Source organism: Kitasatospora sp. MAP5-34, assembly GCF_029894335.1.
Taxonomy (GTDB): domain Bacteria; phylum Actinomycetota; class Actinomycetes; order Streptomycetales; family Streptomycetaceae; genus Kitasatospora.
Genome location: NZ_JARXZC010000018.1, coordinates 62953 through 82347 on the forward strand (window position 1 = coordinate 62953; position 19395 = coordinate 82347).

General features: G+C 72.6%; 23 protein-coding genes. 8 read left to right on the forward strand and 15 right to left on the reverse strand.

Going from position 1 to position 19395, the window contains the following annotated elements:
* Positions 1-22: 22 nt before the first annotated feature.
* Both P3T29_RS16880 and metG read right to left on the reverse strand, forming a co-directional pair.
* Positions 23-1216, reverse strand: coding sequence for a hypothetical protein (locus P3T29_RS16880; RefSeq protein ID WP_280717295.1), 1194 nt, complete (start codon positions 1214-1216; stop codon positions 23-25).
* Positions 1217-1395: 179 nt separating this feature from the next.
* Positions 1396-3132, reverse strand: coding sequence for a methionine--tRNA ligase (gene metG, locus P3T29_RS16885; protein WP_280717296.1), 1737 nt, complete (start codon positions 3130-3132; stop codon positions 1396-1398).
* 231 nt (positions 3133-3363) lie between these two features.
* On the opposite strand from metG, the gene P3T29_RS16890 reads away from it, so the two are divergent.
* Entirely contained in the window at positions 3364-4395 is a 1032-nt protein-coding gene (locus tag P3T29_RS16890) for a LacI family DNA-binding transcriptional regulator (RefSeq protein ID WP_280717297.1), read from the forward strand.
* Between the two features lie 24 nt (positions 4396-4419).
* Here the strand turns inward: P3T29_RS16890 and P3T29_RS16895 are convergent, their stop codons facing one another.
* Positions 4420-4710 carry a hypothetical protein gene (locus P3T29_RS16895; protein WP_280717298.1) on the reverse strand — a complete coding sequence of 97 codons (291 nt, stop codon included), beginning with the start codon at positions 4708-4710 and terminating at the stop codon, positions 4420-4422.
* Between the two features lie 319 nt (positions 4711-5029).
* Here P3T29_RS16895 and P3T29_RS16900 point away from each other — a divergent pair, with 319 nt between their 5' ends.
* Positions 5030-5734: a VC0807 family protein gene (locus tag P3T29_RS16900; RefSeq protein WP_280717299.1), complete on the forward strand. Its 705-nt coding sequence runs from the start codon at positions 5030-5032 to the stop codon at positions 5732-5734.
* A 36-nt stretch (positions 5735-5770) separates the two neighbouring features.
* Here the strand turns inward: P3T29_RS16900 and P3T29_RS16905 are convergent, their stop codons facing one another.
* The 8 genes from P3T29_RS16905 to P3T29_RS16940 all read right to left on the reverse strand — a co-directional run bounded on the left by P3T29_RS16905 (position 5771) and on the right by P3T29_RS16940 (position 12660).
* Entirely contained in the window at positions 5771-6484 is a 714-nt protein-coding gene (locus P3T29_RS16905; RefSeq protein WP_280717300.1) for a hypothetical protein, read from the reverse strand.
* Positions 6485-6648: 164 nt separating this feature from the next.
* Complete coding sequence (locus P3T29_RS16910) at positions 6649-6888, reverse strand: ferredoxin (protein ID WP_280717301.1); 240 nt, start codon at positions 6886-6888, stop codon at positions 6649-6651.
* Positions 6885-8261 carry an NADH-ubiquinone oxidoreductase-F iron-sulfur binding region domain-containing protein gene (locus P3T29_RS16915; RefSeq protein WP_280717302.1) on the reverse strand — a complete coding sequence of 459 codons (1377 nt, stop codon included), beginning with the start codon at positions 8259-8261 and terminating at the stop codon, positions 6885-6887. The genes P3T29_RS16910 and P3T29_RS16915 overlap by 4 nt, the downstream gene beginning before the upstream one ends.
* Entirely contained in the window at positions 8258-8998 is a 741-nt protein-coding gene (locus P3T29_RS16920; protein ID WP_280717303.1) for a ferric reductase-like transmembrane domain-containing protein, read from the reverse strand. Before P3T29_RS16920 ends, P3T29_RS16915 begins: the two co-directional genes overlap by 4 nt.
* Positions 8995-9957, reverse strand: coding sequence for an FAD:protein FMN transferase (locus P3T29_RS16925; protein WP_280717304.1), 963 nt, complete (start codon positions 9955-9957; stop codon positions 8995-8997). Before P3T29_RS16925 ends, P3T29_RS16920 begins: the two co-directional genes overlap by 4 nt.
* The gene (locus P3T29_RS16930; RefSeq protein ID WP_280717305.1) at positions 9954-10478 is read right to left on the reverse strand and encodes a hypothetical protein; all 525 of its coding nucleotides are present in this window, start codon (positions 10476-10478) and stop codon (positions 9954-9956) included. Before P3T29_RS16930 ends, P3T29_RS16925 begins: the two co-directional genes overlap by 4 nt.
* 128 nt (positions 10479-10606) lie before the next feature.
* Positions 10607-11968, reverse strand: coding sequence for a HAMP domain-containing sensor histidine kinase (locus tag P3T29_RS16935; RefSeq protein WP_280717306.1), 1362 nt, complete (start codon positions 11966-11968; stop codon positions 10607-10609).
* Complete coding sequence (locus P3T29_RS16940; protein WP_280717307.1) at positions 11965-12660, reverse strand: response regulator transcription factor; 696 nt, start codon at positions 12658-12660, stop codon at positions 11965-11967. The genes P3T29_RS16935 and P3T29_RS16940 overlap by 4 nt, the downstream gene beginning before the upstream one ends.
* A 246-nt stretch (positions 12661-12906) precedes the next feature.
* Here P3T29_RS16940 and P3T29_RS16945 point away from each other — a divergent pair, with 246 nt between their 5' ends.
* Positions 12907-13359 carry a hypothetical protein gene (locus P3T29_RS16945; RefSeq protein WP_280717308.1) on the forward strand — a complete coding sequence of 151 codons (453 nt, stop codon included), beginning with the start codon at positions 12907-12909 and terminating at the stop codon, positions 13357-13359.
* A gap of 165 nt (positions 13360-13524) precedes the next feature.
* Here the strand turns inward: P3T29_RS16945 and P3T29_RS16950 are convergent, their stop codons facing one another.
* A complete protein-coding gene (locus P3T29_RS16950) occupies positions 13525-13770 on the reverse strand; it encodes a hypothetical protein (RefSeq protein ID WP_280717309.1) in 246 nt (81 codons plus the stop codon).
* Between the two features lie 402 nt (positions 13771-14172).
* On the opposite strand from P3T29_RS16950, the gene P3T29_RS16955 reads away from it, so the two are divergent.
* The 3 genes from P3T29_RS16955 to P3T29_RS16965 are packed head-to-tail and all read left to right on the forward strand — an operon-like array spanning position 14173 to position 14739.
* Positions 14173-14349: a hypothetical protein gene (locus P3T29_RS16955; RefSeq protein WP_280717310.1), complete on the forward strand. Its 177-nt coding sequence runs from the start codon at positions 14173-14175 to the stop codon at positions 14347-14349.
* Positions 14346-14543, forward strand: a complete 198-nt coding sequence (locus tag P3T29_RS16960) for a 3-oxoacyl-[acyl-carrier-protein] synthase III C-terminal domain-containing protein (RefSeq protein ID WP_280717311.1) — start codon at positions 14346-14348, stop codon at positions 14541-14543. The genes P3T29_RS16955 and P3T29_RS16960 overlap by 4 nt, the downstream gene beginning before the upstream one ends.
* A complete protein-coding gene (locus P3T29_RS16965) occupies positions 14527-14739 on the forward strand; it encodes a hypothetical protein (protein WP_280717312.1) in 213 nt (70 codons plus the stop codon). The genes P3T29_RS16960 and P3T29_RS16965 overlap by 17 nt, the downstream gene beginning before the upstream one ends.
* A 12-nt stretch (positions 14740-14751) precedes the next feature.
* Here P3T29_RS16965 and P3T29_RS16970 read toward each other — a convergent pair whose 3' ends face one another.
* The 3 genes from P3T29_RS16970 to P3T29_RS16980 all read right to left on the reverse strand — a co-directional run bounded on the left by P3T29_RS16970 (position 14752) and on the right by P3T29_RS16980 (position 16781).
* Complete coding sequence (locus tag P3T29_RS16970; protein WP_280717313.1) at positions 14752-16059, reverse strand: flotillin family protein; 1308 nt, start codon at positions 16057-16059, stop codon at positions 14752-14754.
* 54 nt (positions 16060-16113) lie between these two features.
* Positions 16114-16287: a hypothetical protein gene (locus P3T29_RS16975; protein WP_280717314.1), complete on the reverse strand. Its 174-nt coding sequence runs from the start codon at positions 16285-16287 to the stop codon at positions 16114-16116.
* 287 nt (positions 16288-16574) lie between these two features.
* Positions 16575-16781: an antitoxin gene (locus P3T29_RS16980; RefSeq protein ID WP_280717315.1), complete on the reverse strand. Its 207-nt coding sequence runs from the start codon at positions 16779-16781 to the stop codon at positions 16575-16577.
* Between the two features lie 309 nt (positions 16782-17090).
* On the opposite strand from P3T29_RS16980, the gene P3T29_RS16985 reads away from it, so the two are divergent.
* Positions 17091-18494, forward strand: a complete 1404-nt coding sequence (locus P3T29_RS16985) for a family 2B encapsulin nanocompartment shell protein (RefSeq protein ID WP_280717316.1) — start codon at positions 17091-17093, stop codon at positions 18492-18494.
* A gap of 99 nt (positions 18495-18593) precedes the next feature.
* Positions 18594-19391, forward strand: coding sequence for a hypothetical protein (locus P3T29_RS16990; RefSeq protein ID WP_280717317.1), 798 nt, complete (start codon positions 18594-18596; stop codon positions 19389-19391).
* Positions 19392-19395: the final 4 nt, after the last annotated feature.

Sequence of the window (19395 nt, forward strand, 5' to 3'; positions counted from 1 at the left end):
GCCCGGCCCCGGCGTGTTACGGCTACTTGGGCAGGTTGTCGAAGATGAAGGTGGCGAGGTGCTCACTCATGTGCGAGTGCTCCTCGTTGGTGGGGGCGAAGGCGAAGTCGTCGAGCTCGCTCTCGTCACGCCGGTGGCTGCTGATGGGGGCGTAGAGGTCCTCGGTCTCGTCCAGGTCCCGGATGGCCAGCGCGCTGACGGTCGGGACGAAGCAGACCGTGCTCTCCTTGATCTCGGTCTTGCCGGTCTTCTTCAGGTTCAGCCCGGCGATGCCGAAGGTCTCCAGGGTGCCGCCGGGGGCGCCGTCGATGTCGGGCAGGCCGCTGGTGCGGATCGGCTTGTCCTGGAAGAGGCCCTTGAGGCGGGCCACCAGCCGGTTGTCACCGGACTCCTGCGTGCGCAGGTCGGTGCCGGCGAACCAGCCGGTGGTCACCTTCACCGCGTCGACGCCGGGCTTGACGCCGTTCCCGGTGCCGTCGCCGCTGCCGTTGGCAAAGCCGATCTTGCGCGGGATGGACGGCCACCCGCCGACGCGCTTCAGCTCCTCGAGGAACTTCGTCCGCAGCTCGTCCTCCGCCGGGGTGCCTTCGACGGTCTCGATGTGACGCCACAGCAGCTGGCGGGCGGCCGCGCTGTTGATCTGCTTGGAGAGCGCGGGCGTGGCGGTGAGGAAGTGAGCCAGCGCCTGCAGGCCGATCGGCACCCAGGCGCCCCGGTGCGGGCTGTCGATGGAGACGTAGAGCGCCGTCTCGTGCTCGTCGTCCTCGGCCTCCATCTTGGCGAGGGCGTACCGGGTGACCAGGCCGCCCATGCTGAAGCCGCCGACCGTCAGGGGCGCGGTCCCCTTGCGCTCCTCGATCGCCTTCTTGATGGCGGCGGTGGCGACCTTGGCGTTCTCCAGGATCGACGCGTTGCGCTCGTCGTACCCGATCAGGATCAGGTCGTAGCCACGGCTGCGCAGCTCGCTGACGAACGGGAAGTCCTTGCGCTCCAGACCGTCCCAGAGGACGGCCAGACTGCTCGGGCCGTTCTCGAAGCCGTCGGAGAGGAGGACCGGGCGCTTCAGGCCGAACTTGCTGTTGCTGTAGTAGACCCAGGCCCGGCCGCCGGGGAACTCCCAGGTCGCGTCCGGCGCGGGGGCGGGCGCGATGCCCTCCGGCGGCTTCGGCGCCAGGAAGCCGAACGGGGTGATGGTCGGTTCGGTCTGATCGGTCACAGCGGAGGCCCTTCTCGGCATGCGAATGGTCTGCACTCGAAGGAGTGCGCGCTCATCCTGCTTGCGACCGAGAAGGGCCTCTGGTACACCACGAGTCAAACCACTCGTTCGAGTGAATATCCGGACTCTTGTGGATCAGTGACGCGCCGTCAGACCATGCACCGTCGGACCGCGCACCGTCAGACCGCGTCCGGGTCGCCGCCGAAGCGCTCGCGGTACCCGGCGAGGTCCTCCTCCGTGATCTTCGCGAACAGCACCGGCGGAACGGTGAAGCCCACCCCGGCCGGGACGAAGTCCAGCGCCTTCGCCTGCTCCGCGCCGACCCAGGCCAGCGCCGACGCGGGGGCGTCCGCGCCGAGCGCGAAGGCACCGCGCATCGCCTTGCTGGTCGCCGGGATGAACGGCTCGGAGACCACCGAGTAGAGGTAGATCAGGTTCATCGCGGTGCGCAGCGTCAGCGCCGCGCCCTCAGGGTCGGTCTTGACCTGCGTCCAGGGCGCCTTCTCCTCCAGGTAGGAGTTCCCGGCGCTCCACAGCGCGCGCAGGCTCTGCGCGGACTTGCGGAAGTTCAGGGCGTCGAGGTGGCCCTCGTACTCGGCGAGCAGCTCGGCGATCTGCTCGCCGAGACGCTGCTCGGCCTCGCCCGGCGCCTGGCCGGCCGGGACGTCGTCGCCGAACCGCTTGCGGCTGAACGAGAGCACCCGGTTGACGAAGTTGCCGAGGGTGTCGGCGAGGTCCTTGTTGACGACCGACGAGAACAGCTCCCAGCTGAAGCTGGAGTCGTCCGACTCGGGGGCGTTCGCGATCAGGAAGTAGCGCCAGTAGTCGGCGGGCAGCAGCTCGAGCGCGACGTCGGTGAAGATGCCCCGGCGCTGGCTGGTGGAGAACTTCCCGCCGTAGTAGGTGAGCCAGTTGAAGGCCTTGACGTAGTCGACCTTCTTCCACGGCTGGCGCGAGCCGAGGAGGGTGGCGGGGAACATCACCGTGTGGAACGGGACGTTGTCCTTCGCCATGAACTCCGTGTAGCGGACGTCCTCGGCCTCGTACCACCAGGACTTCCAGTCGCGCGTCTCACCGGCCGGGGCGGCGTCCGCCCACTCCTTGGTGGCGCCGATGTACTCGATCGGGGCGTCGAACCAGACGTAGAAGACCTTGCCCTCGGCGGCCAGCTCCGGCCAGACGTCGGCCGGGACGGGGACACCCCACTCCAGGTCACGGGTGATCGCGCGGTCCTGCAGGCCCTCGGTGAGCCACTTGCGGGCGATCGAGGAGGCCAGCACCGGCCAGTGGTCGCCGTTGGCGGCGATCCACTCCTCCACCTCGTCGGTCAGCTTGGCCTGCAGCAGGAAGAGGTGCTTGGTCTCGCGGACCTCCAGGTCCGAGCTGCCGCTGATCGCCGAACGGGCGTCGATCAGGTCGGTGGGGTCGAGCACCCGGGTGCAGTTCTCGCACTGGTCACCGCGCGCCTTGTCGTAGCCGCAGTGCGGGCACGTCCCGACGATGTACCGGTCCGGGAGAAAACGCTCGTCGGTGACGGAGTAGACCTGGCGGACCGCCCGCTCCTCGATGAAGCCGTTCGCGTGCAGGGCACGGGCGATGTCCTGGGTGATCTCGCGGTTCTGCGGCGAGGAGCTGCGGCCGAAGAAGTCGAAGGAGAGCTCGAAACCGTCGTAGACGGCCTTCTGCTGGTCGTGGGCGGCGGCGCAGAAGTCGGCGACCGGCAGCCCCGCCTCCTTGGCGGCCAGCTCGGCCGGGGTGCCGTGCTCGTCGGTCGCGCAGATGTACAGCACGTCGTGGCCGCGCTGGCGCAGGTACCGGGAGTAGACGTCCGCCGGGAGCATCGACCCGACCATGTTCCCCAGGTGCTTGATCCCGTTGATGTAGGGGAGGGCGCTGGTGATCAGGTGTCGAGCCATCCTCGGATGCTCCAATTTCTTCTGCGGCACCCCAGGAGCGCCGCGACGGGGGGCAGCTCTGGGGCGCGTCCGGCGGGTTCGGCCGCCGGGGCACCACGAGAGTGTTGGTCTGCTGTGGGCAGGGCCATCCTACCCAGCGCCCGCCTGGTCAGGGCCCACCTGCCCGGCCGACCGCCCGCGCCACACCCCGACCTGTCCCGGCTTGTCCGATCATCCGTGTAGGCTCCCCCGGTGGCCAAGGTGACGCGTGATGATGTAGCCCGACTCGCAGGTGTCTCCACTGCGGTGGTCAGCTATGTGATCAACAACGGCCCACGGCCGGTGGCGCCCGCGACGCGCGAGCGCGTCAAGGCCATCATCGAGGAGCTCGGCTACCGGCCGGACAGCATGGCCCAGGCCATGGCCAGGCGCCGGAGCAACCTGATCGGCATGGTGCTGCCGGACGCCCGCCAGCCGTTCTTCGCCGAGCTGGCACACGCCGTCGAACAGGTCGCCTCCGAGCACGGGAAGCTCGTCCTGATCGGCAACTCCGACTACCGGGACGCGCGCGAGGACCACTACGTCCGCGAGTTCCTCGGGATGCGGGTGGACGGGCTGATCCTGATCAGCCAGATGCCGTCGAGCCGGGTGGCCGCCGAGGTCGCGGCGGACGACACCACCCGCGTGGTCCTGCTGCACCACCGCTCGGACGTGGCCGACAACCCGGCGGTGGTGACGGACGACAGCGGCGGCGCCCGGCTGGCCGTCCGGCACCTGCTGGACCACGGCCACGCGGCGGTCGTCTGCCTCGGCCGGCCGGTCGGCGTGCTGGGCGCCGGGGACCCGGTCGCCGGGCGGGTGGCGGGCTGGCTGGATGCCATGGCGGAGGCCGGGGTGCCGACCGACGGACTGCTGGTCGACGCACCGTTCAAGCGGACCGAGACCTTCGGCGTGGCGCTGGAGCTGCTCAGCCGTCCGGACCGGCCGACGGCCGTGTTCTGCGCGACCGACGACCAGGCGATCGGCGTCCTGCGGGCGGCCCGCGAGCTGGGCCTGCGGGTGCCGGAGGACCTCGCCGTGGCCGCCTTCGACGACATCAAGCAGTCGGCCTTCGCCGATCCGCCGCTGACCACCGTCCGCGCCGACCGGGACGCGATGGCCCGGGCCGCCGTCAGCCTGGCCCTCGGCCTCGAACCACCGGCCGGCCCCGGCGGCGCGCTGCGGCGCTTCCCGGCCGAACTCGTGATCCGCCGCTCCTGCGGCTGCAACCCCGCCGGGAGCTGACCGGCTCCGCGTCCGTCCGGACTCTCAAGAGGCGCCGGACCTGACCTGGCCCGACCCTGACCCGGAGTTCGAGCCGGATCCGGCCGTAGGGGGCTGGGCGGGGGCCCGCAGACCGTGGCCCGGTGACTGCTGGGCCGGGGCCGTACCGGTCCCCGGGGACGTACTGCTCCGAGCGGCGGCCTGGCCGGGCAGCGCGTGCGCGAAGACCGCCGCGAGCGCCGCGCAGAGCAGCGCTCCGGCCGCTGCCGTACGGCGGGTCCAGGACGCGGTCCGGGCCAGGCCCTCGTCCCGCTGCCGGCTCTGTGGGCTGTACACAGCGCTCACCTCCCGAGGCCGACCGGCCCGGTCGGGCCACTCGTCGGCGGCTCTCGCCGGCGGTCGCAGCCGCCGGTCGTGGTCGCCGTGCTTCCAGTGTCCGGCACAGGGTGTATGCGACCGGTGAAGAAATCCCGCAGTTGTTCCAAAGAGGCCGTTTCCACCCGTCCTCCGGCGGCTGGTGCGGGATTTTCGTGGCGGAACCGGGCATTCCACCCCGGTCCGGTCTACGCACCCGCTCCCACCTGCGAACTCCTCGCCACCCGGCTGCTAGCCTCCGCGTCTTGATCGAGCAGTTTCAGCTGACCACGGGGGAGATATGACTGACACTCAGACGGCGTCCGGACCGATGGAACCGGCTCCGCCCGCGCACGGCGGGTTCCGCGCGCTCCTGCTGCAGTGGGGCCCGTCCATCCTCTTCAGCGCCGTTCTTCCGGTGCTGACCTACAACTACCTGAAGGGCCATCACCACAGCGAAGTGAGCTCGCTGATCATCTCCGGCCTCTGGCCGGCGGTGGAGACCCTGGTCGTGTTCCTGATCCGTCGTCACATCGACGAGATGGCCATGATCGTGCTGACCTTCCTCGCTCTCGGCCTACTCAGCTCGGTGGCGTTCAACAGCCCCCGGCTGGTGCTGGTGAAGGACTCCGCCCTGACCGGGCTGTTCGGACTGGTCCTGTTCGCCAGCCTGCTCGCGCCCCGGCCGCTCTGCTTCTACTTCGGCCGCAAGTTCGCCACCGACGGGAGCCCGGCCGCGGTCGAGTGGTGGAACGGACTCTGGAAGTTCCCCGCCTTCCGGCACAACCAGAAGGTGATCACCATCGTCTGGGGCACGGTCTTCGTCGGCGAAGCGGTGCTGCGGATCGTCCTGACCTACCTGCTGTCGGTCTCGGCCATGGTCACCGTGAACGCCTTCCTGCCGTTCGTGGCACTCTTCCTGGTCATCACCTGGACCATCCGGTACGGCAAGCGCGCCGCCGCTCGCGGTGCCGCCGCCCGGGCTGCGGCCGGACTCACCAGCTGACGCAGTGGGTCTGACGGAGGGACACCGGACCGGCCGCTACGACTGGCCTGGCCGGTGTCCCGACGAGGCGTGCGAGCTGTGCTGACCGGACGAGTCCCACCGGGAGACCAGGTGGGCCCCGGCGAGCGCGATGACCACTCCCGTCCCGAGCGAGAGCGCCAGCAGCGACCAGCGCAGCGCCGCCCCGCCGACCTGGCCGGCGCCGTGGCGGGCCGGCCGACGCCGCAGGTCGGCGCCGATCAGCCGGGGCAGCCGCAGCAGGTGGCAGAGGACGTGCACGCTCATGACGGCGCCCCAGCAGACGAAGCTGGCCTTGTGCAGGAACAGGACCGGTATCGCCCCGGTGTCCGGCCCGAGCAGGGCCAGCGAACCACCGGTGACCAGGACGGCGACGCTGGTCGCCACCACCAGCGGCGCCAGCAGCCGGAGCGGCAGGGCGGGCGGCCCCTTGCGCCGGTAGGCCGGAGCGCCGGTGTAGTAACGGACGAAGCGGTACCCGACGGTGCCGAGCTTGAGGCAGACCGGGCCGATCAGCAGCATGCCGATGAAGAAGTGCCAGGCCAGCAGCCGACCGAGGAAGAGAATGGTCACGCCCTGCGCCGCGAGCAGCAGCAACAGGACCGCGCCGGTGGCGGCGGCGAGCCGCTCGTTGCCCGCCGGTCCGTGCTCGTCGCCCGGCGCGGTGGCAGACCGGTCACCGACCGATTCCGGTTCGCCGACCGTCGCCGGATCGCTGCTGATCGTGGACATCCACGCGTCCTTCCACTGCTGCCGGCCCGGGACATGGCGCGGCACGAGCGCACGCTCGGCCGGCGGACGGACGGCGCCGCCACCACCACGGGGGAGGGCAGTAGTCTCCTGGATCAAAGACTAAGAAGTGGTTCAGATCACGCTCGGCCCGAGGCAGGGCCTAGCTAGGCGCGAGCCCGGTCCAACCGGAGGGCCAGGACCGGGCAGGCCGCGACCGCGCGCCGGGCGTGCGTGAGCAGTTCGGCGGGCACCCGGGCGTCGTGGATGACGGGGTAGCCCCATTCGTCCAGCTCGACGAGTTCGGGGAGCAGCTCGGCGCACAGGCCCCGGCCGTCGCAGGCGACGCGGTCGATGCCGAGAAGGTGCCCGGCGGTGCGGGAGGTGCGCGAACTCCGGGGGGTCATCGCCAGCCTTCCTGTTCGGGCCCCGGTCCGCCGGGGACGGGGATGACGGGCCGGCCCGTCGCACCCGGGCACGGGCCCAGCCGCTCGTGGTGGCGTACGTCGTCGGCGAAGGTGGCCAGCGCAGTGGCGGCCAGCCGGGACGCCCCGTCGGGGTGGCGGCAGGCGCCGCGTCCGGGGAGCAGCCCGACCCGGCGCCGGAGCCGGTCCATCAGCCCGCCGTCCGGGCGGCCCCCGGCGAGCAGGCGGAAGTCCTCGGCCACGGCCGGGAGGCCGAACCGGCACGGGCCGCACTGCCGGGCGCTCTGCGCGGCGAGGTAGTCCAGCACCCGCGCGGTCTCGGTCAGGCCGCAGGCACCGTGCGGGAGCGCCACCAGTACGCCCGCGCCCGGTCCCGCCCCGGCGGCGGCGAGTTCCGCCTTGCTGAACGGCACCCGCACCGCCTGGTCGGCCGGCAGCCAACTGCCGAAGAAGCCGCCGACGAGTACGGCCGCGAGCGGCCAGGACGGTCCCCCGGACAGCTCCAGCACCGCGCCGACGGGCGTGCCGAGCGGTATCTCGTGCACGCCCGGGCTGCGGACGGCTCCGGAGACGGTGACCAGGGTGGTGCCGGGGGCGTCGGGGCGGCCGGCGCTGCGGAACCACGCCGGACCGTAGCGGGCGATCAGGGCCAGGTGGGCGAGGGTCTCCACGTTGTCGACGAGGGTGGGCCGGCCGTCCACGCCCTTCTCGAACGGCCTCGGCGGGGTGGCCATCGGGCGGGCCTCGCCGCCGTTCAGCCAGCGCACGAGGGAGGTCTCCTCGCTGGAGACGTAGTGGTGCGGCAGCACGTGCACCTGCACCGGCAGGCGGTCGATCCCGGCCCGGCCGCGCTCCTCGACGGCGGCGAGGAGCGCGCGCACCTGGTCCGCGCGGCTGCGCGGCAGGCAGAGGTGGACGGCGGCGGCGCCGACCGCCGCGGCGGCCAGCGCCGAGCCGTCGAGCACCAGGTGCGGTGCGAGGTGGAGCAGGCTCTCGTCCTTCTGGCTGGCCGGCTCGCTCTCCATGCCGTTCACCACCACCACGGCGGGTCCGCGCCGCTCGGCGACCGAACGCAGCTTGCGGCCGGTGGGGAAAGCCGCGCCGCCACGGCCGGTGAGCCCGGCCTCCTCGACGGCGTGGATCAGCGGCATCGACGGCCGCTTGCCGTCCGGCAGGGGCGCCTGGCCGTAGCGGCCCAGGTGCTCGGCGAGGCCGGCCGGGCCGCCGGTGGCGAACCAGCCGTGCAGCAGTCGGCTGCCGTACGGTCCGTCGGGCCCGGCGTGGACGGGCAGGGTGGAGACCGGCACGGCGCGGGTCAGCGCAGCGGGGAGGGTGTCGGGGTGCGGCTGGTTCACGCGGAGGCTCCTGTCCGGTCTGCGCCGGTCGGCTGGTGGGCGGCGGTGGTCACGGCCGCCTGCGGGGCGCTGTCCGCGCGCTGGGCCCACCCGGGCTTGAGCGGGCCGGCCGCCAGGAAGACGGTCAGGAGGACGGGGATCGCGGCGGCGGCCACGCCGCTCCACAGCCGGAGGGCACGGTGGCCGGGCCCGGCCCGGTACAGGCGCCACCACACGGCGAGGACCACGGCGGCCAGGCTCGCGGCGTAGAGCACGAGTTGGAGCGAGAGCCGGGTGTCCGTCCCGGTGCCGGCGCCGTGGAAGAGCGCGAGCGGCCAGCACGCGTACGCCAGCCAGTGCACCGCCTTCCAGCGGCTTCGGCCGATCCGCAGCCGGACCGCGCTGGTGAGCAGCACCGCGAGCAGCAGATCGAACGCCAGCGTCCCGAGGCCCAGCCAGAGCGGCCGGTAGGAGCCGGCGAACGGCACCAGCGCGTCCGCCCAGGTCAGGTGGACGAAGGTGTCGGAGATCGCGGTGACGATGTGGAGCACGAGGAACAGCAGCGCGAGCACGGACAGGTTCCGGTGCAACGCGGTGATCTCGAACCGGGCGATCCGGCGGGGCACGTACTGGCCGCCCGCGACGATGCCGAGCACCACGGTCGCGGTGAGCAGCAGCAACGCGACGGTACCGCCGGCCCGGGTGGCGTACCAGAGCGGGCTGGGGGTGGCTGCGGCGAGCTGAACGGGCCCGGTCATCCGGGGCCTCCCTGGTCCGGGGTGCGGGCGGGCGGATCGGCGGGCCAGCCGCCCAGCGTCAGCACGGAGCCGTCCGTACGGACCAGCCGGGCGGGCAGCCCGGCCGACCCGAGCCAGCCGGGTGCCTTCTCGCCCAGGACGACGGCGGCGGTGCTCGCGGTGTTGGCGTCCACGCAGCTCGCGGCGGCGACGCTGACGGTCCGCCAGACCGGCGACGGCACGTCACCGGTGGCGGGGTCGACGATGTGGTGCAGCGTACGGCCGCCGCGCCGCCAGGTCCGTGCCGTGGTGCCGGAACTGGCGAGGCCACCGGTGTGCAGGGCCACGGTGGGGCCGGGCGGGAACGAACTCTCGGCGTGGTGGTCGGCGATCTCCACCTGCCAGCCCGCTGCGGGTGCCGGCCCGGCGGTGGACAGGTCGCCGCCGAGGCCGACCAGCACGCCGCACCCCACGGCCCGTGCCGCCCGCCCGGCGGCGCGGTCGGCGGCCAGCGCCTTGGCGGTGGCCCCGAAGTCGAGGGCCGTGCCGAGCGGCAGCAGGAGTCGGCGGCGGCCCGGCTCCCAGCCGACGCTCCGCCGACCGGCGGGCCGGACGACGGTCACGGCGCCGATCCCCTCGGGCCGGACCGAGGCGAACGTCCGGTCGTAGCCGAGCGCGGCCACCGCCGTACCCACCGTCGGATCGACCACGCCGTCGGTGAGTTCGGCGGCCCGGAGCGCGGTCTCCAGCGCCTCGGCGAACAGCGGGCTCACCGTGACGGGCTTCCCCGCCGCCGCGTTGGCCCGGGACAGCTCACTGTCCGGGCGGAACCGGCTGCACGCCAGGTCGATCGCGGCGAGCTCCGCCTCCAGGACCTGCCGGGCCGCGTCGAGGGCGGCCGGATCGGTGACCACCAGCACGGCGGTCGTGCCGAGGGCTGGGAAGGCGACCGTGACCGGACCTGCTGCGCCGACTGTCATGACGCACCGGATTTCGTCGGCGGCGGCTGCGGTGCCTGGGTGGCCTGCGGCACCGGCGCGACGGGAGCGGGCGGCTGGGCCGGGGCCTGGAGAGCGGGGGCTTTCGGGGCTTGGGGCTGCGGGGCTCGGGTCTGCGGGGCCTGCGCTTGCGGGGCCTGGGGCGGCTGGACCGCTGTGGGTTTACGGGTCTGCTGGGCCGGGACCGGCCGGTGCGACGGGGTGGCGGTCGGCGGAGCGGGCGCGGCCGACGCAGGAGCGCTGGTGGCCGGGGTGCTGGTCGGCGCCGTGGGGGTCGGGGTGCCCGTGGGCGACGGGGTGCCGGTGGCGGACGGCGAGGCGCTGCTCGGTCGCGGCCCGGTACCGGCGGCGGTGCTCGTCACCGACTGCGCGTACGCGGTGCCCAGCATGACCGAGCCACCGGCGGCGACGGCTATCCCGGCCGTGACGAGCCCGACCCGGCGCCGTCCCTGCGCGCGGTGCTGCGCCGTCCGGCCGCGTGGGGCTCGATGTTGGTGCGGCATCGTCGGTGCTCCTCAGGCGATCGGTCGGCTGAGTTCCAGCGTCCGCGACCGGCCGTCGGGAACCTGTTCAGAAAACCTTCGGAACTCGTAAAGCCGGACGAAACCCCAGGTGGGAGTGGTGGTACCGGTCAGCTGCGGCGTACCCGGGGCAGTTCCAGGACGACCGTCAGGCCGCCCCCGGTGGTGTCCGCCAGGCGGGCCGTACCCCCGTTGGCGGTGACCAACCGGTGCACGATCGCCAGCCCGAGGCCGGTCCCCCTGGCCTCGGGGTTGCCGAACCTGCGGAACGCCGACTCCTGGGCCGACGCGCTCATTCCCGGTCCGTTGTCGACCACCCGCAGGAGTACCGGGGCGGTGTTCGACTGCCCGGTCGCCGCCTCGGCCTCGACCCGCACCCGGCCGCCGACCGGGACGGCGTCCAGGGCGTTGGCCAGCAGGTTGTCGAGTACCTGCTCGAGATCACCGGGGCCGAGTGAGGCCGCGATCCCCTCCTCGCAGCGCGCGGTGAGCGCCACCCGCCGTTCGGCCGCCACCGGCTCCCAGGCGGACAGCCGCTCCGCGACCACCTCGTCCACCCGGACGGCGACCGGCCTCGGCACGGCGCTCTCGGCGCGGGCGACGGCGAGCAGCCCGTCCACCAGCCGGGAGAGCCGCGCGATCTCCTCCTGGGCGCCCGCCAGATCCACCGCGGCCTCCCCGTCGGCGTCGGAGGCCAGCAGGTCGAGGCGCAGCCGCAGGGCGGCCAGCGGGGTCCGCAGCTGGTGGGAGACGTCGGCGATCACCGTTCGGTGTCCATGCACCAGGGCCTCGGTCCGGGCCGCCATGGTGTTGAAGGTCGCGGCGAGCCGCCGCACCTCCTGCGGCCCGCGCCCGGCCGGCGCCCGGACGTCGAGCGCGCCCTCACCGAGCCGGTGGGCCGCCTCGGACACCTGGTACAGCGGGCTGCCCACCCAGCGGGCGAGCCGGACCGAGACCAGGGTGCCGGCCAGCAGTCCGACCACGCCGATGGTCGCGAGCCAGGCCCGGACGACCGTGATCCGGTCGTCCAGCGGGTCGGTGGAACGGGCCAGTACCGCCACGCCGACGGTCTCCTCGCTGTCCCCGATCGGTGCCGCCACCGTCAACCGGCCGTCGGCCTGCGCGCTGCGGGTCTGCGGATGCGCGAGCACCGCGCTCACCTGTGTCTGCACGCGGCTGCCAGTGGCGGTGGTGCACGAGGTGCGCGCGATCACCTGGCCGGTCGGCCCGTAGACCGCCGCGCAGTCGCCCGCCTGCTGGGTCTCGTCGAGCAGTTGCAGCATCGCGTCCTCGGGCTTGTGGTCGGAGAGGTGCTCCTCGGCGGCCGAGGCGACGGCGCGGGCGGAGGCCTCCGCCGTGCCCCGGAAGCTGGTCTCCTCCCGCTCCGTCAGCAGCACCCCGAGCGGCACCACGGCCAGCACCAGCAGCACGGTGACCAGCGCCAGGACGGTGAGGGCGATCCGGCGGGTCACGCCGGCCGGCCCACGTCACCGAGCCGGAACCCCCGGCCGTAGACCGTCTCCACCAGCCCCGGCAGGCCGAGCTTGCGGCGCAGCGCCGCCATGTGGACGTCCAGCACCTTGGTCGGTCCGTACCAGTGTTCGTCCCAGGCCCGTTCCAGGATCTCCTGGCGGGTCACCACCCGGCCCGGGTCGGTGGCCAGGCACTCCAGGATGTCGAACTCCTTGGGCGTCAGCGCGATCTCGTCGCCCCCGACGCTGACCTTGCGGGTGCGGAGGTCCACCGTGAGCGGTCCGTGCCGCAGCAGCTCCGGCTCGCTGGGGCGGGTCCGGCGCAGTACCGCCCTTATCCGGGCCAGTAGTTCGGCCAGGCCGAAGGGTTTGACCAGGTAGTCGTCGGCGCCCTCGTCGAGGGCGGAGACCCGGTCCCCCTCCTCCCCGCGTGCCGTCACCACGATGATCACCACGTCGGACCGCCGCCGGAGCAGCCGGCAGACCTCGGCCCCGTCCAGGTCCGGCAGCCCGAGATCGAGCAGGACCACCTCGGGTGCGGGGTCGGCGGCCAGCGCCGCCCGTCCGGTGCCGACGCTCTGCGCGGAGTAGCCCGCCCGGTCCAGTCCCCGTACGAGTGACCGGGCGATGCCGGGATCGTCCTCGACCACCAGCACCCGCACGGCACCGGCCTCCGCGCTCGTCTCTTGCATGGGACAAGCCTATGACCCCCGTGTGGTCCCGGGTGATTCAGAGGATTCTCAGAGGCGGGCGGGGCTTGATTCAGATGATTCTCAGAGGCGGGCGGGGCTGACACCGGAGCTGAGACTGCATCAGACTTGGCACTGTCGCGTCAAATGCTCGGACGCGATTTCCCGCGCGCGTACGCCAAGGCGCCGAGCCGCCGATCACGCCCGCTTTCGCACGCATGCCCGCACCCCGAAACAACGGAGGTTCCCATGCCAGCATCGTCAGCCACCGGCACTCTCCCAAGAGTGTCCGCCGCCGCCCTCTGCCTCGCCGTTTCCTGGATTCACGTACAGGACCAGGGCGGCTTTCCCGGGGACAAGACACCGGGCTACGTCGGCGTCGGCTACTACCTGCTGGAGGCGGCCGGCGTGCTCTGCGCCGTCCTGCTGCTCGCGGGGCACCGCGAGCGGATCAACCGGATCGGCTGGCTGCTGGCGGTCGGCATCGCACTCGGCCCGCTGGTCGGCTTCGTCCTCTCGCGCGGGCCGGGCCTGCCCGACTACGCCGACGACAAGGGCAACTGGACCGAACCGCTCGGCCTGATCAGCGTCGCCGTGGAGGGTGTGCTGCTGGTGGCCGCCCTGGCCTTCCTGTTCGCCGGCACCCGCAGGCCCGTGATCGCCGCCGAGGCCCGCAGGGCCAAGGAGTTCGCCGGCCGCTGACCCGGCAGGATCGGGCCCGCCGGCCGCAGGTCACACTCGGACACGCCCCAGCAGTTCCCGGACCGCCGGGTGGTTCCGGTGCAGCGCGGTGTGCGCCCGCATCAGGACGACCGCCCGGTCGGACCGGTACGAGGACAGCAGTTCCCGACAGGACAGGAACTGACGCTACGTCAGACATGCGGCCTCGAGACTGCCGGACGCCGGCTGCAGTTCGGCCAGTCTCGCCAGGGTGAGGGCGCGCGAGCGGTTCTCCTGCGCGGGCCGGTGGCGCAGCGAGTCCCGCAGGGCCGCGACGGCGCCGGGCAGGTCACCGAGGTGGGTGGCGACGACCGAGCGCTGATGGGCGAGGGACGCCCCGTGGTAGGCGCCGACCAGCAGCTGCTGGTCGGCGCTGCCGCGCCGTCCAACCACTGTGCGACAGAGGGACGTTGGTAGTGCAGGGGCAGCCCGGCCTCCTTCCCCACCGCGTTGACCGCCCGGGCCAGCTCCTCGCCCGTCCAGCGCGCCTCGCCCAGGAGTGCGCGCAACGACGCATTGGGCTGGTGGCGTTCATCCATGACATTCCCTCCGCCGGCACCAGAGCCTGTGTCTTAACGCACGCGGATTCGTACCCACCCCGGCGCTGGATCCCCTTTCCGTCGCGCACCGCAACAGTGAAGCATTGCTGACGCGGAGCATGACTTCCCCGCACAGCCCGGACGTACACGTACACCCAGGGGCCAGACCATGAGAACCTGTACCGGAATTCTGGGAACCGGCGCATATCTTCCGCTGATAATACGAACTAATGCCGAAGTCGCGGCCCGCTCGGGCGTGAGTCCGGAATGGATTCTGGAACGGACGGGCGTCCTTCGCCGGCACTACGCGCCGCCCGGCCAGGCCACCTCGGACCTCGCCGCGCAGGCCGTCCGCTCGGCGCTCGACTGCGCCGGTATCGACGCCGGGCAGCTGGATCTGCTCGTCCTCGCCACCTCCACCCCCGACGAGTGAACGGGCGCGCCGTCCGCGAGTCGGATCTACCCGGCGACCGGGTGATGCTGATCGCCTTCGGGGCCGGCCTCACCTGGGGCAGCACCGTCGTGACCTGGACCGGCACCACCAACCCCGCGCGCAGCCCGCTGCCGCCCGACGCGAACCGGCAGACCGGACCCACCCGAGAGGACTCCCATGAACGCCCCCGGTGACGAGAGCACCCGCGACCCCTTCCGCGTCGACGGCACCCGCGCGCTGGTCACCGGCGCCTCCCGGGGCATCGGGCAGGCCATCGCGGTCGCCTTCGCCCGGACCGCCGCCCGCCCGGCGGACCTCGCTCTCGCCCTCAGCGTCTCCAGCGGCTTCGGCGGCCAGAACGCCGTCCTCGCCTTCCGGTCCGCCCGGTGACCCGTCCCAGCACTACTTGTTGTCACCATCCACCGCGACGACACCCGACCCAGTACCCGACCCGGCGTCCGCTCCGCCACTCGCGGCAGCGCTCGCGGCGCTGCGGCCCACCGCCGAGGTGGACTGCCGGAGGGTGTCCAGGATCGCCAGCCCCTGCCCGACGATCCCGGCGGCGACCTGGTTGACGCCGTCCGTCCCGTTCAGGATGGTCAGGTTCGAACCCGCGATGCCCCGGGCCGCCGCGTCGACCAGGCCAGGGAGGTTCTCGATGACCCGGTTGGCGGCGATCAGCTCCTGGTGCCCGCCCTTGAGCGACTCGGCCCGGGCGTTGTTGGCGGCGGCCTGCGCCTCGGCGGTGGTCCGCTCGGCGTACGCGGTGCCGTCGGCCTGGACGCGTACCGCCTGGGCCTCGGCGGTCGCGAGCGTCGTACGCCGGTACGCCTCGCCCTCCGCCTCGAACTTCGCCTGGTCACGCTGGGCCTCGGCCAGCGTCCGCTGCCGGTACGCCTCCGCATCGGCCGGGCGGCGGACCTCCGCCTCCAACCGCTGGGCCGCCAGGTCGGCCTGACGCTGCGCCAGCGCGGTCTGCTCCTCGATGACCTCCTGCGAGGCCCGCGCCTGGGCGAGCGGCCCCGCCTGCGCGGCCCGGGCGTTGGCCTGCTCGGTCTCGGCGACGAATCCGGCCCGCTTGATCGCGGTGTCCCGCTCGTACTGGGCCTTCAGGGCGGCGGCCTGCTGCTCGCGCTCCGTCGCCTCCTGGTCGGCCTTCGCCTGCGCGATCCGGGCCTGGCTGGCGACGGCGGCGGCGTGCGGCGCGGCAAGGTTGGTGATGTAGCCGGAGGCGTCCTCGATCTCCTGGATCTGGAGCGCGTCCACCACGATGCCCAGCTTCTCCATCTCGGTGTGGCTGCCCTCCTTCACCTCCTGCGCGACCCGGTCCCGCTCCCGGATGATCTGCTCGACCGTGAGGCCGCCGATGATCGATCGCAGATGGCCCGCGAAGATCCGGCCGACCAGCTCCTCCATCCGCTCCTGCTCCGCCAGGAAGCGCCGGGCCGCGTTGGCGATGGACACGAAGTCGTCGCCGACCTTGAACACCGTGACGGCCCGGACGTTGAGCCGGATGCCCTGCTGCGTGACGCAGTCCTCCGCGATCTCCGCCTCGCGAAGCGCCAGGGACAGGATCCGGGCCTTCTGCTTGACCGGCATCACGAAGCTGCCGTGGCCGGTGACGATCCGGAACTGGGTGTCCTGCTGCTGCCGCTTCGAGCCGGAGATCAGCAGCGCCTCGTTCGGCGCGGGAACGTGCCAGAACAACATGACGAGTCTCCTGTGGTGTCGGGCGGCCGGCACCGGGCCGCCGGGGAAGGCTTCCTACGGGGGCGGGAACGGTACGACGACGACGGACCGCGCCGAGGTGCGGTCCACGACGATGACGAGGGTGTGCCGCGCGATCGGCGCCTCGGACCAGGCGGCGAACGCCTCACTTCCGCCGCGTACGGGCACCAGCACCTCGCCCGGCCCATCCTGCGGGATCGACACGGTCACCCGCCCAACGGCTCCCACCGGGCTCTGCTCGGCGTCGTCCGACCCGTCCATCCGGCTCGCCCGCCCTCTCGCGCAGCAGAACTCCTGCCTCCAATGTAACGACCGCAGCGCCAAAAAGACCTTGTCCGGACAGCGGCACTCCGGCGCGGCTCCGGGCCCCTGTTCGCCGCCGGAACGGAAAACACCCCCGCGACCCGGCCGGGGTCGGCCGAGGTCGCGGGGGCTCGCGCCGCCGACCTGCTTACGGTCCCAGTACGGACCCACGCACGGTTGACCCGCGCGGCAAGTCAGTTCTGCGGCGGGTGGGAGTCGTCGGAGGTGGGTGGCGCCTGGCCGCCGAGCTGGTCGTTGATCTTCTGCTCAGCCGAGTCGACCGGGTCGCCGTACTTGCCCTGCGTCTTGTCGTTGACGGCGTCACCCGCCTTGTCGACTCCCGAGCGGACCGTGTCCTCGTGGCCGCTGAGCATGCTCTTGATCTTGTCCAACATCGACATGGCTCGTCCTGCCTTTCCGGGCTTCAGGCTTCCAGGATGTCCGCGGCCGAACGGTTCCGCATCCGCAGTAGGGGCACCACCCGCTGCCACCACAGCCGCCGGTGACCGCCAACCGTTCCTCCCGGGATATTCACTCAATCGGGTAGTGACGCACCCTTTCGGCGGTACGGCGGCACCGGGACGATCTAGTGTCCCGCTCTGGAGAACCGTTACGCCTGGCTCGCCATATCGCGTGTGGGAGACCAGATCTGACGTGTCACCAGGACAGCCTGGCGGCACGAAAAGGCCACATGAAGGAGAACTCTGCCGATGTCCGTGGACGCAAGCCCGGAGACCCAGCAGACACCGCAGCAGAGCCTTGCGACGGCCGCTGCCCGCAATCTCGCCACCACCACCAAGTCCGCACCGCAGATGCAGGAGATCACCTCCCGCTGGCTGCTCAAGGTGCTCCCCTGGGTGCAGACCGCAGGCGGGACCTACCGGGTCAACCGGCGGCTCACCTACACCGTCGGCGACGGCCGGATCGAGTTCATCAAGACCGGGCCCGAGGTCCGGGTCATCCCGCGCGAGCTCGGCGAGCTGGCCCTGCTGCGCGGCTTCGAGGACGTCGACGTACTGACCTCGATCGCCGACCGCTGCGTCCAGCGCGACTTCGGTCCGGGCGAGGTCCTGGCGGAGCGCGGCACCCCGGCCGACCACATCCACCTGATCGCCCATGGCAAGATCAACCAGGTCGGCACCGGCAAGTACGGCGACACCACCGTGCTCGGCGTACTCGGTGACGGCGACCGCTTCGGCGAGCAGAGCATCCTCGACGGCCAGGGCAGCTGGGAGTACACCGCCACCTCCCTCACCAGCGGGACCATCCTCTCGCTGTCCCGCCTGGAGTTCGAGGCCGTCGTGGCCGCCTCGCCCGCGCTGCAGGCCCATATCCGGGACTTCCTGGCACTGCCGCTGCAGCGCCAGAACGAGCGGGGTGAGGCGGACATCCCGATGTCGGCCGGCCACACGGGCGAGGTCCAGCTGCCCGGCGCCTTCGTCGACTACGACCTGCGTCCGCGCGAGTACGAACTGAGCGTCGCCCAGACCGTGCTGCGGGTGCACAGCCGCGTCGCCGACCTCTACAACCAGCCGATGAACCAGACCGAACAGCAGCTCCGACTGACGATCGAGGCGCTCCGCGAGCGCCAGGAGCACGAGCTGATCAACAACCCCGAGTTCGGCCTGCTCAACAACGCCGAGTTCGACCAGCGGATCCAGACCCACTCCGGCCCGCCCACCCCCGACGACCTCGACGAGCTGCTCAGCCGGCGCCGGGACTCCGAGTTCTTCCTGGCCCACCCGAAGACCATCGCCGCCATCGGCCGCGAGCTCAACTCCCGTGGCCTGTACCCGGATCACGTGGATCTGCAGGGCCAGAAGGTCCCCGCCTGGCGCGGTGTCCCGATCCTGCCGTGCAACAAGATCCCGATCACCAAGGAGCGGACCAGCTCCATCCTGGTCATGCGTACCGGCCAGGACAACCAGGGCGTGATCGGCCTGCACCAGACCGGCATCCCGGACGAGTACCAGCCCAGCCTCTCCGTCCGCTTCATGGGCATCGACGAGAAGGCGATCATCTCGTACCTGGTCACCGCCTACTACTCCGCCGCCGTCCTCGTCCCGGACGCCCTGGGCGTCCTGGAGAACGTCGAGATCGCGCACCGCCCGTAACCAGTTGCGGGTAATGACAGTTGACGTTGCGTCAGGTCGCCCACCCCGGGCGGCCTGGCGCTTCCGAACGCGAACCTCGGGCTTGGGGTGGGGTGGGGCATGGACGACCAGGGCTTGATCCGCAGCGGGCGGCCGGACCGCGAACGGCAGCGTGAGCCACGGCGGGGTGAGCCGCCGCGCCGTGAGGCGCAGCGCTCGACCGGTGGCGTCGGGCGGGCCACCCGGCTGGCCGGGGCGGCGGCCGGGGTGGCCGCGCTCTGCAGCGCGCTCACCGGCATGGCGGAGGCGAAGGACGAGCCGTCGTCCTGGCCCGTCCCGGGCGGGACGGTGGTCGCAGCCTGCGTGGTCGCCCGGACCGGGCTGCCGGAGGGCGGGGGCGACGTGAACGTACAGGTGAGCGTGAGCGTGTCGGTGGCGCTGCCCTCCCACCATCACCGGCACGACCCGCCCTGGCAGTGCCCGCCGCTGCCACACCCCACTCCGTGCCCTCCGCACCCGTCGCCCACGCCCACGCCGGTGCCTTCACCAACGCCGACGCCGACGCCGACGCCCACGCCCACGCCGACCCCGCCACCTTCGCCGCCGCCGACGACTCCGCCGCCGCCCGCTCCGACCCCGGTCAGGCAGCCGGTACCGCGCCCACCCGCGCCGAAGCCGAGCCCGCACCCAGTGCTCGTCGTGGCCAGGCCGACGCCCGTACCGAGCGCGCCGCAGCCCGCGCCACCGCCCGCCGCACCGCGCCGGGTGCACCTCCCCCTGGCCGCGCCGGTGCTCGCCCGCAAGCCGCACCGGGGCGGGTCACCCCTGACCACGATGATGGTCGTCACCGTGCCGGCGGTACTGGCTGCCGCGACCCTGAAGCCGCGCTCGCGAAACTCCCGGGGCAGCAGGTCCTGACCCG

Excerpts from the sequence above, each read along its gene's own strand:
- P3T29_RS16940 (WP_280717307.1), bottom strand. The coding sequence starts at position 12,660 with ATGCAAGAGACGAGCGCGGAGGCCGGTGCCGTGCGGGTGCTGGTGGTC.
- P3T29_RS16945 (WP_280717308.1), top strand. The coding sequence starts at position 12,907 with ATGCCAGCATCGTCAGCCACCGGCACTCTCCCAAGAGTGTCCGCCGCC.
- P3T29_RS16980 (WP_280717315.1), bottom strand. The coding sequence starts at position 16,781 with ATGTCGATGTTGGACAAGATCAAGAGCATGCTCAGCGGCCACGAGGAC.
- P3T29_RS16900 (WP_280717299.1), top strand. The coding sequence starts at position 5,030 with ATGACTGACACTCAGACGGCGTCCGGACCGATGGAACCGGCTCCGCCC.
- P3T29_RS16920 (WP_280717303.1), bottom strand. The coding sequence starts at position 8,998 with ATGACCGGGCCCGTTCAGCTCGCCGCAGCCACCCCCAGCCCGCTCTGG.
- P3T29_RS16965 (WP_280717312.1), top strand. The coding sequence starts at position 14,527 with ATGAACGCCCCCGGTGACGAGAGCACCCGCGACCCCTTCCGCGTCGAC.
- P3T29_RS16925 (WP_280717304.1), bottom strand. The coding sequence starts at position 9,957 with ATGACAGTCGGCGCAGCAGGTCCGGTCACGGTCGCCTTCCCAGCCCTC.
- P3T29_RS16990 (WP_280717317.1), top strand. The coding sequence starts at position 18,594 with ATGGACGACCAGGGCTTGATCCGCAGCGGGCGGCCGGACCGCGAACGG.
- P3T29_RS16910 (WP_280717301.1), bottom strand. The coding sequence starts at position 6,888 with ATGACCCCCCGGAGTTCGCGCACCTCCCGCACCGCCGGGCACCTTCTC.
- P3T29_RS16970 (WP_280717313.1), bottom strand. The coding sequence starts at position 16,059 with ATGTTGTTCTGGCACGTTCCCGCGCCGAACGAGGCGCTGCTGATCTCC.
- P3T29_RS16985 (WP_280717316.1), top strand. The coding sequence starts at position 17,091 with ATGTCCGTGGACGCAAGCCCGGAGACCCAGCAGACACCGCAGCAGAGC.
- P3T29_RS16905 (WP_280717300.1), bottom strand. The coding sequence starts at position 6,484 with ATGTCCACGATCAGCAGCGATCCGGCGACGGTCGGCGAACCGGAATCG.
- P3T29_RS16930 (WP_280717305.1), bottom strand. The coding sequence starts at position 10,478 with ATGCCGCACCAACATCGAGCCCCACGCGGCCGGACGGCGCAGCACCGC.
- metG (WP_280717296.1), bottom strand. The coding sequence starts at position 3,132 with ATGGCTCGACACCTGATCACCAGCGCCCTCCCCTACATCAACGGGATC.